Source organism: Methanothermobacter wolfeii (assembly GCF_025397995.1).
Lineage (GTDB): Archaea > Methanobacteriota > Methanobacteria > Methanobacteriales > Methanothermobacteraceae > Methanothermobacter > Methanothermobacter wolfei.
Window position 1 is genome coordinate 600889 of the sequence record NZ_CP104550.1, and the last position, 15343, is coordinate 616231.

Here is a 15343-nt window from a genome sequence, read left to right on the forward strand (position 1 = left end):
TTCATCCTTCATGTAAACCGGTGGATGTGCATCTTCCCTCTATTTGAACTGGAACAGTGATGTTTGCTTCTCCTTTGGTTTTTCATCATTCTTTTTATTTTTCTTTTCACCTTGCCCATGGGACCTGTTCCTTTCAGAGCCATCTTCAGGGGATTTTCTACTTCTTCCCTTATCCGCGCCGGCTTCATCATCCCTTTTCTCCGGACCTGGCAGGGGTCTCCCTGGGGTTTCAGTTTTCTTTCCGGGTTTCTTCCTTTCAGGGGCCCTGATCTTCCTCTTCCTGAAGAGTTTAACCTCCTCATCGGTCAGTTCAAGGTATTCCTTTATCTCATAGGCCATCTCATCGTTCTCGAAGATTATCTCAAGGAAGGGGAACATTGAAATAGCCACCCTGGGTGATATGTGCATCTTCCCGGCCATCTTCCTGGCCACGCTGTCCCTGAGGGCCCTCTTCTTCCTGGTCCTTCCAAGTATCCTGAATGAGGATGAACCGCTGTAGCGGACAAATTTCCGATAGGTCTCATCCTTTGATAGGGCGACCCCTGGACCCATGAGTTCAGATGCGTAGCGCCAGTAGGTGTAGTCCCTGCTCCTCACAGCACGCCCGAAGAACACATCAGCCCGGGAGAGCATATCATAGGCCCTGCTGATCTCATGGGGCTTCTCATACTCCCTCGGGACGTTCTCTGCAATGAACTCAAGGACGCTTGTGGGGTCATCATCAACCCTCATGGCCTCCCTGACCTTAACCACATCGCGGCTCTTCAGCACGGCCCTGACGGCATCAAAGATTGTGGAGACGGCATCCTTGGCACCGGTGTCCAGGAGCTCCTTCCCCACACTTTCCTCACCCTTTGCCATGGCCTCAAGGTCGTTGATGGCCGATCTGAGGTCCCCCATGGACCTCTTTGCAAGTTCCTTCAGGACATCGGGGGGGCAGTCAATACCTTCAGCCCTGCAGATCCTTTTAAGGGCGGCTGCTATGGAGGCTGTGTGAACCTTGCGGATGTTTATAACCTTGCATTTTGGTTTTATGGTCTGCAATCTCTTGCTGTAGGGGTCGTTGGCCGTCAGGACCAGGGGTTGCCTGCTCTCCTTTATTATCCTGTTTATGGCCTGGACACCCCCACGGTCCTCATTACCGTGTATACCGTCAACCTCGTCGAGTATTATGAGTTTAAGGTCATGGTTGAAGAGGGAGTAGGTTGAGGATGCCTCGCCTGCGGTCCTCCTGATGGCGTCCTGGGACCGCTTGTCGCTTGCATTGAGTTCAAGGGTGTCTGAGAACTCCCGTCCTATGATGTGTGCAAGGGTTGTCTTACCGGTCCCAGGGGGCCCGACCAGAAGCAGGGGTGGCTGGGGGTTCCCGGCCTTCCACTCGTCAATCCACTTCTTTATCTCCTCTATGGCCTTCTTGTTCCCTGCAACCTCTTCAAAGGTCCTGGGCCTGTACTTCTCTGTCCATGACATCCTGGGCTACCCCTTGAGGATTTAACTGTATTCCAGGAACTTTGCAAGGAGGGCTTCAAGCTGTATCCTTGGATTTGCACCTTCCCTTATCCTGAAATCGTATTCACCTATTGCTTCAATGAGTTTTATGTACTTCTCACCCTCCAGAGCCCCCTCCATGGCCATCCTGGATAGTTCCTGGTATATCTGGGTCACCATGTCCTCGCCGCTTATACCCTGCAGGACCGTTATCTCCCGGAGTATGTCCCTTGCATCCATGAACTTGCCGTTGAGGACGGTGTTGATCATCTTCCTCACATCCTTGGGCCTTGCCCTTGAGACAACCTCATAGATGCTCTCCTCTGTTATCTTCTCACCGAGGGATGCCGCTGACTGAAGGAGGTTTATGGATTTCCTGAGGTCCCCCTCTGCAAAGTAGACTATGGTGTCAAGGGCCTGTGGCTCGTATTCAAGGCCCTCCTCCCTGGCGATGTATTCAAGCCTTTTTATTATCTGGTGGCCCTTGAGGGGAAGGAACCTGAATATGGCGCACCTTGACTGTATGGGGTCTATGATCTTTGATGAGTAGTTGCAGGAGAGTATGAAGGAGGATGTCTTGGTGTACATCTCCATCTCCCTTCGGAGGGCGTGCTGGGCGTCCTTTGTCATGTTGTCCACTTCATCAAGGAATATTATCCTGAAGGGCGCACCCACGGGTTTCAGGCGGCAGAAGTTCTTTATAATGGTCCTTACGGTGTCTATACCCCTGGCGTCTGAGGCGTTGAGTTCAAGGAAGTTCTGCCGCCAGTAATCGCCGAGGATCTCCTTTGCAAGGGCCAGGGCAGTTGTTGTCTTACCCACACCTGCTGGTCCTGTGAACATGAGGTTCGGCATGCTCTTCTCCTCAACATAGCGCTTGAGGCGTGGTATAACATGTTCCTGGCCTACGATATCATCAAGTTTCTGTGGTCTGTACTTCTCTACCCAGGGTCCGCTCATAAAAATCACCGATCAAAGATTATAATACTTAAGCATGAATTAATAATACACATCTGTTTTACCATTAAATCATTATTGTCGGAGCATCTTAAAATCTTTGGGTCAGATACTATCAACAGGCTTTCATGGGTTCAGGGAAAAATTATGGATTAGCAGGGCAACCGTTGCATGTATCAGGATTCAATCTTTCCTCCAAAGACCCTCAAGGACAGCCTCCTCCATAACATCGACCGGGGCTTTCCTGCCGGTCCATATCCTGAAGGACTCAGCACCCTGATACACGAGCATCTTGAGCCCTGATACAGGAACAGCAGATGCCTTTTCAGCCTCACGGAGGAGAACGGTCCTTACGGGGTTGTAGACAAGGTCATAGACAACCATGCCCTCATGCATGAGCTCGGCGGTTACCAGGGCTTCGTCATCTGTATGGGGGTGCATCCCGACGGGTGTCGTGTCTATGATTATATCGGCATCCACCGCAGCCTCAGGTATAAGGTCGTAGCCCCCTGATGATACATCAAAGCCGAGCTTCTCCCCTATATCCCCTGCAAGAGAATGGGCCCTCTCAGGTGTCCTGTTGAGTATCAAAATCCCCGAGGCCCCTGCAAGGGCCAGCCTGAATGCACATGCCCTGGCAGCCCCACCCGCCCCCAGTATCAGGACACTGGAGTTCCTGACGGAGGTGACCTCTTCAAGGGCCCTCAGGCATCCATCGGCATCGGTATTGTAACCCCTCACGGTACCATCATCAAATTCAAGGGTATTAACGGCCCCTATCAGGGATGCGGTTTCATGGAGTTCGTCAACATATTCAATCACAGCCTCCTTATGGGGTATGGTGACGTTCACACCCCTCACGTTGAGGGCTTCAAGGCCGCGCACAGCCCTTCCAAGCTTTTCAGGCCTCACAGGGAATGGAACGTAGACCCAGTCCATATCAAGGCTCCTGAATGCAGCGTTGTGCATCTGGGGGGACAGGCTGTGGCTTAGGGGGTGGCCGATTATGCCGGTAACACGTGTCCTGCCGGTTATCAGTTTATCACAACCTCTATCCTCTGATCCTAATTATCTTCCAGGGAATATAATTTTTCAGTTAACTTCAGTTAGGGGAGGGGATTTTTCATCCATCGTGCAATATTTATTTATCATCGGCGATAAATATCATTCCTGTTGATGTAAGGGGGATTGCGACATGCCTGCAAAGCAGAGATTTGTACTCGATACAACGGCCTTCACAGACAACCAGTTAAGGGAGATGCTTGGAGAAGGAGACCTTAACAGGTCAGTTGATGCAATGCTTGATCTCATTGCAAGAAGCAGGATAAAGCTCAACATCAGCTGCCACATGCCCCCTGTAACATACAAGGAGTTCACGGATTACATGACACGCTACGAATGCCCCCCGGAAACCCTGATTAAGGCAGAGACATGGATAGTTAAGAAGACCCCCAACCGCTATGACACCCAGATACCCTCCCAGATATTCTATGAATACGTCCATGACATAAGGGAGAGGATGAACAAGGGACTCAGGATCTCGGAGACCATGCTGTGGGAGGCAGGGATACAGTCAATCATAATGGCATCAAGGGATGTGAAGAAGACCGAGATCGAAAGCAGGGTCCTGGCTAAGGCCATAAAGGACCTCCGTAAAAAGTACCGTTCAGCCCTCAGGAAGGGCACCCTCGACAGTGCACCTGACCTTGACGTCCTACTCCTTGCCAAGGAACTCGGTGCAGGTGTCGTGGCTGCAGATGATGGCATCAGGGTATGGGCCGAACGCCTTGGTTTAAGGTTCCTTAACGCCTCATCATTCCCGAAGATGCTCAAGGAATACCTTAAATATTATGAATGATGAAATCTCACTACATCTCTTTTATCATTTTTACTGGAGGAATCACCGTCATGGATATATCAAGACCTAGAGGAACAAGGGATTTCCTTTTTGCCGAGATGGAAAACAGGAAAAGGGTTGAAAACAGGCTCAGAAGGACCTTCGAAACCTATGGCTATCATGAGATCAAGACACCGATATTCGAGGAACTCAGACTCTTCACACTAAAGTCGGGGGAGGAGGTGGTCAACCAGATATACCACTTCACAGATAAGGGTGGAAGGGACCTGGCACTGAGGCCCGAACTCACAGCCCCGGTTGCAAGGCTCTACATGAATGAACTCCAGAGAACACCCAGACCCATAAAGATGTACTACTTCGGCAGCTGCTTCAGGTATGAGAGGCCACAGAAGGGCAGGTTCAGGCAGTTCTGGCAGTTCGGATGCGAACTCATCGGTGGAAGATCACCCCTTGCAGAGGCAGAGGTAATAACCCTGGCATCCCATGCCCTCAGGGACCTTGGACTCGAGGGCTTCGAGGTCCACATAGGCCACCTTGGAATCCTGAGGGGGGTTCTTGGACATGAGAACATCCAGCCCGACCTTCAGGACAGGATAATGGGTATCATAGATAAGGGCGATGTGGATGAACTCAGGTCATGTCTTGAAGGCACTGAAATCTCAGATGAAGCAAGGGACCTTCTGATGAACCTCATAGGGACCAGGGGCGGTCCTGAAGTACTTGAAGATGTGAAGGGCCACCTTACTGGTTACGATGAGTCACTGGCAGCCGTGAGGGAGTTCCAGGAGCTCCTTGACGTCCTTGAGGACTTTGGAATGGACGGCTACAAGGTTAACCTGGGCATTGCAAGGGGACTTGACTACTATACTGGGACGGTCTTCGAGATCTACGTCCCTGAACTGGGCGCCCAGCGGCAGATATGCGGCGGGGGAACATACAATCTGGTTGAAACCTTTGGGGGCGAGTCTGTTGAATCAACAGGCTTCGCATTCGGATTTGACCGCCTCATGAACGCCCTTGAAATGGATGAATCCGAGATGAGGATGGTTGACGTCTTTGTGATACCCATACATGAATCTGTGAGGTCCGAGGCCGTGAAGATAGCACAGGAACTCAGGCTTGCAGGAGTATCGGCGGACCTTGAGGCAGGGGGCAGGAAACTCAGGAAGGCCCTCTCCTATGCAGATCACCTTGGAGCAGCCTTCACGGTCCTTGCAGGTGAGAGGGACCTCCAGGAGGGTGTGGTGACCGTGCGGAACATGGAGGACGCCACCCAGGAGACCGTTAAGAGGAATGAAATCGTGGATTATATTAAAGGGAGATGTTAGCATTTTACTGAATTTCAGACATAATATTAATGGCGAAGACCTTGTAATCGCAGTTGCACAGGACCATGAGACAGGCGAGGTCCTCATGGTGGCATACATGAACAGGGAAGCCCTCAAAAGGACCCTTGAAACAGGAATGGCACACTACTGGAGCACCTCCAGGGGCAGGATATGGCTTAAGGGTGAAAGCTCAGGCCACGTGCAGCATGTAAAGGAGGTGCTGGTTGACTGTGACATGGACGCAGTCGTCCTCCTCGTCGAACAGGAGGGAGGGGCCTGCCATACAGGCTACAAGTCCTGCTTCTACAGGAGCATAGAGGGCGATGAACTCAGAGTCAGGGAGGACGCCGTGAAGGTCTTTGACCCTGAAGAAATATATGGGGATGGTTAAATGAAGATTGTTCCAGATACAAGTGTTATTGTCGATGGGAGGATCACCGGGATAGTCCAGGAGGACGAGTTCAGGGGCAGCGAGGTGATCGTGCCCGAGGCAGTTGTATCTGAACTTGAATACCAGGCCAACCGTGGCAGGGAGACGGGATTCAACGGTCTTGAGGAGCTCAAGAACCTTCAGGAGCTCCACCGGGAGAACATAATATCCCTGATATTCGTTGGGAGACGCCCCACACTGGATGAGATATCCCTGGCAAGGGGCGGTGAGATAGACTCGATGATAAGGGAGACCGCCAGGGAATACGACGCCCTCCTAATAACCAGTGACAGGGTGCAGGCAGAGGTCGGGAAGGCCCAGGGTCTTGACGTCTTCTACATAAAACCCGAGGTGCTCGGCTATGAGGAGCTCGAGATAAGCAAGTACTTTGATGAGTACACGATGTCGGTGCACCTCAAGGAGAACGTTGCACCCATGGCCAAGAAGGGCCGGCCAGGGAATATCAAACTGGTTAAAATTGATGACCGGCCACTGAAGCACTCAGACATAAACAGGATGGCCCGTGAAATCGTTGAGAGGGCTAAAAGTGATTTCAAAAGCTTCATTGAGATAGAAATGGAAGGAGCCACGGTGGTCCAGTTCAGGGAGTACAGGATATCCATTGCAAGGCCACCCTTCTCAGAAGCCTTCGAGATAACCGCCGTCAGGCCCGTTGCAAGGGTATCCCTTGAGGACTACAAGTTATCTGACAGGCTCATTGAAAGGCTCAGGGACACCGCCAAGGGTGTTCTCATCGCAGGATCCCCGGGGGCAGGTAAGAGTACCTTTGCCCAGGCTGTTGCAGAGTTCTACAGCAGGGAGATGAAGGCCATAGTCAAGACAATGGAGTCACCAAGGGACCTCCAGGTGGGTGACGAGATAACCCAGTACGCACCCATCGAGAGGGACATGCAGAAGACAGCCGACATCCTCCTCCTTGTAAGGCCAGACTACACAATCTACGATGAACTCAGGAAGACACGGGACTTCAGAATATTTGCTGATATGAGGCTTGCAGGGGTGGGAATGGTTGGCGTTGTCCACGCCACTAGGCCAATAGACGCCATACAGAGGATCCTTGGAAGGGTGGAGCTTGGAGTTATACCCTCCGTTGTCGATACAACAGTATTCATTGAGGATGGAGAGGTTAAGGCCGTCTATGATGTTTCACTCACGGTTAAGGTTCCCACCGGGATGCAGGAAGCAGACCTTGCCCGTCCGGTCATAGAGATCAGGGACCTTGAGTCCGGTGAACTCATGCATGAGATCTACACCTACGGTGAGCAGACCATAGTCATGGATGTCGCAGCAGCATCGACCCGGGCCAGAAAACCATCAGCCCACAAGATAGCCGAGAGGGAGATTGAAAGGGAATTCAAAAAGAGGATCCCCGGTGCAGGGGTCAGGGTTGAACTTGAATCAGATGAACGTGCAAGGGTCTGGATAGAGGAGAAGTACATACCCCAGATCATAGGAAAGAAGGGCAGGACCATTGAGGAGATCGAGAAGAACATAGGTATAAGCATCGGCATAGAACCCCTCGAATCAAGGGAGATCGATGAAACGGTTGAGGTCCCTGTTGAACTCGCAGGAAACTACGTTGTCCTCAACTTTGGCAAGGACGCTGTCGGCGTGTCCTTTGACATACTGGTAGATGATGAGTATCTCTTCACGGCCACTGTCGGTAAGAAGGGCACCATAAAGATCCGGAGGGATATTGAACTTGCAGATATCATCATGGAGGCCATGAAGAAGGATATACCCATAAGGGCGAGGGTGAGACCCGAGGCCTGAGGTGATCTCATGAAGATCGGTGTCTCAACCCTGGCACTCGCAGAGCACAGCATAAGCGAGATCCTTGAATACCTTGAGGACATTGGCGCCGATTACTGTGAAATCATAAACGAGTACCCCATGGCCGATGTTGAGGTCACGGATTCATACAGCATCGGATTCACGGTACATGCACCCATATCCGACATCAACATAGCATCACTCAATGACAGGGTAAGGGATGCATCTGTCAGGGAGGTGATGAGGTCAGTGGACCTTGCAGCCGATATCGGGGCAGATGTCCTTGTGGTCCACCCTGGACTGGTCCCCTTCCTAGGAAGACGCTACAGCGGGAGGATAATGGAGAGGAACATGGAGTCCCTCAGGGAGATAGTTGATTACGGGGAGGAGAGGGGTGTTGGTGTTTTCCCCGAGAACATGCCCCGCCTTGAAGGCCCCCTTATGAGGGACCTTGATGAGCTATGGGGTGCCGTGGAGGAACTTGACACCATGGTCACCCTTGACGTGGCCCATGCAGCCACCATGGGTTACGGTGTGGATGAGATGGTCACAGGGAGGGTGGGCCACGTACACCTCTCTGACAATGACCGTGAAACCGACAGCCACGACGCCCTGGGTGAGGGCAGCATAGACTTCAGGGGCCTTCTTGATAAACTGGAGGACCATGGCTACAGGGGTGTGCTGACGGTTGAGGTTAAGAACACCCGTGAGATTGAGAGTAGCATTGAATTTTTAAGGAGAATAATCCACTGATTGAGTTTTAAGGTGATGAATATGAAGATTGCAGTTATTGGAGGAACAGGAGATCAGGGACTTGGAATCGCCCTGAGACTTGCAGTTGCCGGTGAACATGTAATTATAGGTTCAAGGGACCCTGAAAAGGCGGATAAAGCCGTCAGTCAGGTCCTTGAACTCGCAGAAAGGGATGATCTCATGGTGGAGGGAGCCGCAAACCCTGAAGCCGCGGAAGCAGCAGACGTTGCCATACTGACGGTGCCCCTCCAGGCACAGATGGCGACCCTGGGTTCCATAAAGGATCAGCTCAGGGACATGGTCCTCATAGATGCCACCGTCCCCATTGAGAGCTGCCTTGGAGGCTCAGCTGTCAAGTACGTTGACTTGTGGGAGGGTTCAGCAGCCGAGAGGGCGGCGGGCTTCCTTGAGGACCAGGGCACAAGGGTTGCCGCTGCATTCAACAACATAAGCGCATCCGCCCTCCTTGATATTGAGAGTCCTGTTGACTGTGACTGTCTGGTGGCATCGGACCATCAGGACGCCCTTGAGACTGCAATGGAACTGGCAGAGAAGATAAAGGGTGTCAGGGCAGTTGACTGCGGGCCACTTGAAAATGCAAGGATCATAGAGAAGATAACACCCCTCCTCATAAACCTGAACATCAAAAACAGAGTGAGGAATGCGGGTATAAGGATAACCAACCTCCCTGAATAGTTTGTTATAAAATGTTTTAAGTTGATTGAAATGGAGATACTTAAAAACACCGTTGCAAAGATCACAGAACACGCCAACAGGGCCATAGGCCAGGTTGATGAATCAGAGCTTGAAAGGATGATATCCTCTATAATGGCTTCAAGGGCGGTCTTCATTGTGGGAACTGGAAGATCGGAACTTGTGGGTAAGGCCTTTGCAATGAGGCTCATGCACCTTGGATTCACGGTTTATGCCGTTGGTGATGTCACCACTCCCGCAATAAGTGCCGAGGACTGCCTTGTGGCCATTTCAGGGTCAGGAGAGACCAAGACCGTCACCCTTGCAGCCGAGACATCAGCCTCAGTGGGTGCAACGGTCATCGCAATAACAGCAACCCCAGGGTCAACCCTCACCGAAAGTTCAGATGTGGTTATAACCATACCAAGCAAGACAAAGGAGCCATGGAAGTACTACACCTCAAGTGTCCTCAGGGGGGACTATGATGACCTCACGCCCATGGGGACGCTCTTCGAGGACACCACCCACCTTTTCCTTGATGGCCTCATAGCTGAGTTCATGTCAATACTTGGAAAGAAGGAGAAGGATCTTAGGAAGAGGCATGCTATAATTGAGTAGCTGTGATGGTGTTTGAGGAGAAGGATCTTAGGAAGAGGCATGCTATAATTGAGTAGCTGTGATGGTGTTAGGGGGAGAGGATGGAGGGGACATGCTATAACTGGGCAGGGATACATGTCCTCATCACATATAAATCAGCTCATGCAGGTAAGTCCAGAAATGGAGGAGTGATGAATGCAGGGACAGCTTGGAGATGAAGTGGTAACAGTAAAACTGAACTCGATGGCAAGGAGGCTTCATGAGAAGAGCCATTATGGTAAGATCTATGAGGAAAGACTTCAGATTTCCCTTATCGAGGCAGCCTACCTCATGGAGAAGGGTAAACTCAAACTGAAGAAGGATGACGACGATGTTACACTGGAGGAATTCATATCCCTCCTTGCTGAGAGGGGACTCTACAGCAAGTACCTTGTCTACAGGGACCTCAGGAACAGGGGCTACATCGTGAAGACAGGATTCAAGTACGGTGTAGAGTTCAGGCTCTATGAGAGGGGAGGAGCCCCCGGAAGGACCCATTCAGCCTACCTTGTCAGGGTGATATCCGAGAATGCAACCATACACGCCCTTGACTTTTCAAGCTATGTGAGGGTGGCCCACGGGGTTAACAAGAGACTGCTCCTGGCCTTCCTTGATGATGAGGAGGACATTACCTATTACCTTGTTGACTGGATAAGGCCATGATCTGATAAGATCACCCTTTGACGGGATAAGCCAGTGATTGCCTGAACTGTTAGATGGGTAAGGCCATGATTCTGGAACAGAAGATTCTGTAGGTGATTGTAGTGATAGATCCATGGGGATCAGCAAGCCTTGAATATCAGGAACTTATCGAGAAATTTGGTGTGAAGCCCTTCAGTGAGATACTGGATGATGTACCTGACCCCAGCTGGCTCATGAGGAGGGGGATAGTCTTCGGGCACAGGGACTACGAAAGGATCCTTGAAGCCGTCAGGAAGGGGGAGGACTTTGCAGTTGTGACTGGGATGATGCCAAGCGGAAAAATGCATATCGGCCATAAGATGATAGTTGACCAGCTCCGATGGTATGACAGCATCGGAGCCGAAATATTCATACCGATAGCCGATATGGAGGCATACTCTGCCAGGGGCATTGACTTTGAAACATCCAGGAGGATCGCTGTTGAGGAGTACATTGCGAACTACATTGCACTTGGACTGGACCTTTCAAAGAAGAACATTCACGTCTACCTCCAGTCAGAGAACCTCATGGTTGAGGACCTTGCATACATTCTTGCAGGAAAGGTTAACTTCAATGAACTCAGGGCCATCTATGGCTTTACAGGTTCAACAAGCATGGCCCATATGTACGCCCCCATAATCCAGGTCTCTGACATACTCCACCCCCAGCTAGAGGAAATGGGTGGTCCAAGACCCACCCTCGTGCCTGTTGGACCGGACCAGGACCCCCATATAAGGCTCACCAGGGATATGGCGGCGAGGTTCAGGGAGAAATTCGGATTCATACAGCCATCATCAACCTACCACAGGTTCATGAGGGGCCTTACAGGGGGGAAGATGTCAAGCAGCAAGCCAAAATCCGCAATATTCCTGAGCGACACCCCTGAGGAGGCTGAAGCCAAGATAAGGAACGCTAAGACAGGTGGAAGGGAGACCCTGAAGGAGCAGAGGGAACTTGGAGGAGTCCCCGAGGATTGCATCATCTATGAGACACTCCTCTACCATATGTCAGGGCGGGATGATGACCTTGAGGAGATATATGATTCCTGCAGAAACGGTACACTTATGTGTGGTGAATGTAAAAATAATACTGCAGAGTTTGTAAGAAAGTTCTTTGAGGAACTTTCAGAAAAACGAGAAAAGGCCCTACGTGTTGCTGAGGGGGTTCTTGAGGGATAAAATGAAAAAGGAACGGTATGAGGGGACTCTGAGTTACCTTATAAGGACCAATGAAACATTCTTGATGGTTTCAACATTCATTTTTCTTGCATCGCTTTTTGCAGGGTACCTGTTCTCAGGGGCGGTTGGCGGCCTGCTGAACCCACTGATGGATGAGTTCAGGAGGAGCATTGCTGAGGGTGAACTGAAACTCACAACAGCATCAATATTCCTCCACAACCTCCAGGCCGCCCTGCTGATATACGGTGGGGGTATTCTCCTCGGTGTTTTCACTGCCCTCTTCCTGTTTGTGAACGGACTTTTCATCGGTTTCTTTGCATCGAAGGTTCCCCTCGGAGATTTCTTTCTCCTGACGATGCCCCATGGAGTATTTGAGATACCCGGACTCATAATTGCAGGGGCCGCCGGCTTCAGACTGGCGAGCTTCACCTATCACTTCCTTGGAGACGTCATTACCGAGACATGGTACGGGTCCCTCACCGAGAGGATGCTTCATTTCTACTCTGAACACAGTGATGAGCTCAAGGATTCATTGATGCTTCTGGGTATAGGGATAGTGTTCCTCATTGTGGCAGCCTTCGTTGAGGCGAACCTGACCCTGGGGATATACACCTACATCAAGGGGGTCGTCTGATCAAAGTTCTTGAGGGATAAAGGTTATCTCTTCTTCATTTCGATCTATCCTTGCGGGTGAATTTATGATAAAATTATCTTCCGGTTAGCATACATCACAGAATAAGTGCTTTAACATAAAAAGTAATACTGGTGACGTGACACAGTTAACAATAACTAACAACGAAGGGCTAGACAGGTATAAAGGAGAAATAATTCCATTTCACTTAATTTTTCAATCTCTGCTTTAATATCACTTTTTTGCCAGGTATAATCTAATGAACTGTTAAAATCTGATGGGACAAGTTTCCAGAGCATTTAAAATTATAACTTCTGCATTATTTTGGCCTTCACTCAGCGCTGCATGTTCTTCTGCCTTTTCTATTGTTATAGCTTTTTCTGGACATAATAGAGTGCGTAGAACACATTTTCTGCATTCCTTTTCGCTTTTTCAGATTGTTCATAAACTTCGTGGGGACAGAACTCGACGCAAATATTGCAGCCTTTACACATGTTTTCATCCAGGTTATCGGTTGATTCAGTGCTATACTATAATCATCTTTGATTCTATGCTTTATTTTTCAGTGAAGATGCCCATTCACTCTTTAAAGAATTTGGCTTGGAACCTGCTTTTTCCATCATTTTGCACATTTATTTCATCTTTTCCTTATCTGGTAGTTTTTGCATCATTTTAGAGTTATCTGTATTTTTCATCTGGTCTGGCACATTTCTTTCATCTTTGAATCCATTTTATCACCTCTTAAAGTTTATAAATTAAAACAAGAATATTTAGCCGCAGCAACCTCCTCCTCCACCTAATCTAAAACCTAATCTGCCTAAAAATAACGTATATCCTTTATCCATAAGTTCTAACTGGCTTATCAACGCATAAATCCCTATTTTTTCAGAGGAGAGTAATTCTATGGATTTTGTAGAGTCATTATTTTTTTTAATAAACTCGCCATATCTTTTGCATCCATACTAAACATTAAATCAGCCGCAGGACGTTCTAATTCTTCCGGATCTTTAATACTCCCTTTTAACCGGTCTTCTTTTTCTAAAAGGATGATTTGTTCATCATTTTCTGTCATTGCCATTGCGATAGTAGCACCATTAACCAGACCAGTAAATAGAGAAAAATCTAGCCCAGTCTTCCCATAATTCAATGTTAAAGTTCTTTCTTTGTTTATCTTTTAATTTGGCATTTATTTTGTCAAATTTGTTCTTAATGTGCTCATATCCTTTTTCATCGAATGTACATGCCTCTATACAGTAAATACAGCCCTGACTTTAGCCAATGCAATTTCTTGTATTTGACTTCTTCGCCCCCACAGCAAGTTTCTATTTCTACCAATGCTTTTTCAGGGCAGGCTTTGATGCATTCACCGCATCTTTCACAGTATTCAGGTATCCACGCATGCTCATTTTTATCTTTTATAGGTAGATTTGCTATGCTTGTAATTATTGCTGAAATTTTTTGTCTTGGACCACATTCAGGAGTTATTAAAAGACCGTTTTTTCCCTATATAACCTATTCCTGCTTTTTGAGCAAGTAGGGGGAAATTTATAACTCTCCTTCAAAAGGGTGAGCAACTTCTGTTGCATAACCTTGTTCTCTAAGATAGTCAGAGAGTTTATAAGTTAAATTACCTAATCTTTCATAGTTTGCATTATTTAATGCCAATGCTTCTGGACCCGGAGCTGTCTTAATGGTTTCGTTACTCATTTCCATTGTCAATACAATGGCATTTGGGTATTGAATAAATTTATCTTCTTAATTAATAGCTCAGAAGTAAGCTGAGTGTATCCTATAACTTTTATACCTATTGAATGAGCACGTTTTTCAAATTCTTTAATAAATTCATCATCTGCTATGAAGGTAGGCTTATCAGGGTTATCCACAAGTGATTCATCAGGATGTTTAGCTCCACAACAACATCCAGCATCTTCTTCTATATCTGTATCATCAGATCCACAACAAGGTTCAACATTTTCTTCTGCCTCAGCAGGCGGTTCATCTTCACATCCACATTTATTATTTTCCAAAACACTCTACCTCCGCGCATAATTTCTAAAGCTGTTAATTTATTTATCATCAAACTCATTCTAATCATTAAATTCTTGAAATGTTCTTTTTAAATAAGGTAAGAAGAAGAATTAAAATCCATTATATACATTCTAATTTGAGCAATCTTTTACCCATTTATCTTTCCCTTTTAAAAGAGAAAATGCTCCTTTTGAGCGAGACCGAGGTATTGCTGTTTTACCAAGGTATTCCAGATGTTCTATGATTTTAGGAAGCATTGATCCTGGAAATCCCAGTATGGCTTCATGTTCGCCTAAATCTGTAGCGTCTCTACAGCCATAACATCCGTAAACAAAGTTCATGCGTTGACTGAGGAATGGAATGATGGTAGCATCAATGCAGGTTGCCTGTAAAATGGCAGTAGAACTTTCTATTCTTTTCCCACCCACAGCATGTAGATACGCAAGAGCAATCCACATGAGTTTTTCAGGGTAATCTTCCACAATCACAATATCCGGAATATATTCCGCCTTTTCTAATGGAAAAATATGCAACTGCTGAATCTGTCCAGGTTTCAGTTTCGACATACCTTCAAACATTTCCTTTCCAACTTCAGGGTCTGATACTATACCAAAACCTACAAGACCCTTTCCAGACTCAAGTTTCTCTGGTAAAGGACGGAAACCAAAAGCAGCTGCTGCAGCAGGGCATGAAATTTCTTCTCCAGCTAGAACAACGTCTTCACCGCTCCTAGCCTTCATTAAAACTTGACAGTATCGATGTTTTTCAAGAAATTCCACATTTACCGGTGCTTTTTCATCTGTTTCTAAAAATTTTACTCCAACTGGAGATTTATTAAGATCTAAGATTGATATCATTTCCTGACCTATTTTTTTTAACTTCTTCAAC

19 protein-coding genes are annotated in these 15343 nt (G+C 48.1%); 10 read left to right on the forward strand and 9 right to left on the reverse strand.

All coding sequences use genetic code 11. From position 1 onward, the window contains the following. Window positions 1–39: 39 nt before the first annotated feature. The 3 genes from N5910_RS03435 to N5910_RS03445 form a co-directional block, all read right to left on the reverse strand. The gene (locus tag N5910_RS03435; protein WP_261599779.1) at window positions 40–1470 is read right to left on the reverse strand and encodes a replication factor C large subunit; all 1431 of its coding nucleotides are present in this window, start codon (window positions 1468–1470) and stop codon (window positions 40–42) included. 21 nt (window positions 1471–1491) lie between these two features. After that, complete coding sequence (locus N5910_RS03440; protein WP_261599780.1) at window positions 1492–2448, reverse strand: replication factor C small subunit; 957 nt, start codon at window positions 2446–2448, stop codon at window positions 1492–1494. A gap of 180 nt (window positions 2449–2628) precedes the next feature. Beyond that, window positions 2629–3483, reverse strand: a complete 855-nt coding sequence (locus tag N5910_RS03445) for a shikimate dehydrogenase (RefSeq protein ID WP_074358729.1) — start codon at window positions 3481–3483, stop codon at window positions 2629–2631. Between the two features lie 157 nt (window positions 3484–3640). Between N5910_RS03445 and N5910_RS03450 the strand changes: the two genes are divergently transcribed. From N5910_RS03450 to N5910_RS03495, 10 genes are all read left to right on the forward strand, one after another. After that, entirely contained in the window at window positions 3641–4303 is a 663-nt protein-coding gene (locus N5910_RS03450; RefSeq protein ID WP_074358730.1) for an RNA ligase partner protein, read from the forward strand. A 50-nt stretch (window positions 4304–4353) separates the two neighbouring features. Continuing rightward, a complete protein-coding gene (hisS, locus tag N5910_RS03455) occupies window positions 4354–5631 on the forward strand; it encodes a histidine--tRNA ligase (RefSeq protein WP_191216452.1) in 1278 nt (425 codons plus the stop codon). A gap of 1 nt (window position 5632) precedes the next feature. Further along, window positions 5633–6022, forward strand: coding sequence for a phosphoribosyl-AMP cyclohydrolase (hisI, locus tag N5910_RS03460; protein ID WP_074359729.1), 390 nt, complete (start codon window positions 5633–5635; stop codon window positions 6020–6022). Then, entirely contained in the window at window positions 6023–7855 is a 1833-nt protein-coding gene (locus N5910_RS03465) for a PINc/VapC family ATPase (protein WP_074358732.1), read from the forward strand. It begins immediately after the preceding gene. Between the two features lie 9 nt (window positions 7856–7864). Further along, entirely contained in the window at window positions 7865–8608 is a 744-nt protein-coding gene (locus N5910_RS03470) for a sugar phosphate isomerase/epimerase family protein (RefSeq protein ID WP_191216453.1), read from the forward strand. Between the two features lie 21 nt (window positions 8609–8629). After that, window positions 8630–9304 (forward strand): NADPH-dependent F420 reductase, encoded by a 675-nt coding sequence (gene npdG, locus N5910_RS03475; protein WP_074358734.1) that lies wholly within the window; start codon window positions 8630–8632, stop codon window positions 9302–9304. A gap of 30 nt (window positions 9305–9334) precedes the next feature. After that, on the forward strand, window positions 9335–9919 hold the full coding sequence (hxlB, locus tag N5910_RS03480) for a 6-phospho-3-hexuloisomerase (RefSeq protein WP_074359730.1): 585 nt from the start codon (window positions 9335–9337) through the stop codon (window positions 9917–9919). 174 nt (window positions 9920–10093) lie between these two features. Further along, the gene (gene endA, locus N5910_RS03485; protein WP_074358735.1) at window positions 10094–10600 is read left to right on the forward strand and encodes a tRNA-intron lyase; all 507 of its coding nucleotides are present in this window, start codon (window positions 10094–10096) and stop codon (window positions 10598–10600) included. A 101-nt stretch (window positions 10601–10701) separates the two neighbouring features. Beyond that, a complete protein-coding gene (locus N5910_RS03490; RefSeq protein WP_261599781.1) occupies window positions 10702–11796 on the forward strand; it encodes a tryptophan--tRNA ligase in 1095 nt (364 codons plus the stop codon). Between the two features lies 1 nt (window position 11797). After that, the gene (locus N5910_RS03495; RefSeq protein WP_074359731.1) at window positions 11798–12430 is read left to right on the forward strand and encodes a stage II sporulation protein M; all 633 of its coding nucleotides are present in this window, start codon (window positions 11798–11800) and stop codon (window positions 12428–12430) included. 365 nt (window positions 12431–12795) lie between these two features. On the opposite strand, the gene N5910_RS09490 is transcribed toward N5910_RS03495, so the two are convergent. From N5910_RS09490 to N5910_RS03515, 6 genes are all read right to left on the reverse strand, one after another. Beyond that, window positions 12796–12921 (reverse strand): 4Fe-4S dicluster domain-containing protein, encoded by a 126-nt coding sequence (locus N5910_RS09490; RefSeq protein WP_340222550.1) that lies wholly within the window; start codon window positions 12919–12921, stop codon window positions 12796–12798. A 407-nt stretch (window positions 12922–13328) separates the two neighbouring features. Next, window positions 13329–13574: a hypothetical protein gene (locus tag N5910_RS03500; protein ID WP_261599782.1), complete on the reverse strand. Its 246-nt coding sequence runs from the start codon at window positions 13572–13574 to the stop codon at window positions 13329–13331. An 80-nt stretch (window positions 13575–13654) separates the two neighbouring features. Then, a complete protein-coding gene (locus N5910_RS09495) occupies window positions 13655–13912 on the reverse strand; it encodes a 4Fe-4S binding protein (protein ID WP_191216572.1) in 258 nt (85 codons plus the stop codon). 60 nt (window positions 13913–13972) lie between these two features. After that, complete coding sequence (locus tag N5910_RS03505) at window positions 13973–14140, reverse strand: hypothetical protein (RefSeq protein WP_261599783.1); 168 nt, start codon at window positions 14138–14140, stop codon at window positions 13973–13975. Window positions 14141–14142: 2 nt separating this feature from the next. After that, on the reverse strand, window positions 14143–14454 hold the full coding sequence (locus N5910_RS03510; protein WP_145924512.1) for a hypothetical protein: 312 nt from the start codon (window positions 14452–14454) through the stop codon (window positions 14143–14145). Window positions 14455–14586: 132 nt separating this feature from the next. Then, window positions 14587–15342, reverse strand: a complete 756-nt coding sequence (locus N5910_RS03515; protein WP_261599784.1) for a DUF169 domain-containing protein — start codon at window positions 15340–15342, stop codon at window positions 14587–14589. Between the last annotated feature and the right edge of the window lies 1 nt (window position 15343).

What these genes read in the sequence shown, in the direction of transcription:
- N5910_RS03435 (WP_261599779.1), bottom strand. Translation starts at nt 1,470, where the DNA reads ATGTCATGGACAGAGAAGTACAGGCCCAGGACCTTTGAAGAGGTTGCA.
- N5910_RS03440 (WP_261599780.1), bottom strand. Translation starts at nt 2,448, where the DNA reads ATGAGCGGACCCTGGGTAGAGAAGTACAGACCACAGAAACTTGATGAT.
- N5910_RS03450 (WP_074358730.1), top strand. Translation starts at nt 3,641, where the DNA reads ATGCCTGCAAAGCAGAGATTTGTACTCGATACAACGGCCTTCACAGAC.
- hisS (WP_191216452.1), top strand. Translation starts at nt 4,354, where the DNA reads ATGGATATATCAAGACCTAGAGGAACAAGGGATTTCCTTTTTGCCGAG.
- N5910_RS03465 (WP_074358732.1), top strand. Translation starts at nt 6,023, where the DNA reads ATGAAGATTGTTCCAGATACAAGTGTTATTGTCGATGGGAGGATCACC.
- N5910_RS03470 (WP_191216453.1), top strand. Translation starts at nt 7,865, where the DNA reads ATGAAGATCGGTGTCTCAACCCTGGCACTCGCAGAGCACAGCATAAGC.
- npdG (WP_074358734.1), top strand. Translation starts at nt 8,630, where the DNA reads ATGAAGATTGCAGTTATTGGAGGAACAGGAGATCAGGGACTTGGAATC.
- hxlB (WP_074359730.1), top strand. Translation starts at nt 9,335, where the DNA reads ATGGAGATACTTAAAAACACCGTTGCAAAGATCACAGAACACGCCAAC.
- endA (WP_074358735.1), top strand. Translation starts at nt 10,094, where the DNA reads ATGCAGGGACAGCTTGGAGATGAAGTGGTAACAGTAAAACTGAACTCG.
- N5910_RS03495 (WP_074359731.1), top strand. Translation starts at nt 11,798, where the DNA reads ATGAAAAAGGAACGGTATGAGGGGACTCTGAGTTACCTTATAAGGACC.
- N5910_RS09490 (WP_340222550.1), bottom strand. Translation starts at nt 12,921, where the DNA reads ATGTGTAAAGGCTGCAATATTTGCGTCGAGTTCTGTCCCCACGAAGTT.
- N5910_RS03505 (WP_261599783.1), bottom strand. Translation starts at nt 14,140, where the DNA reads ATGGAAATGAGTAACGAAACCATTAAGACAGCTCCGGGTCCAGAAGCA.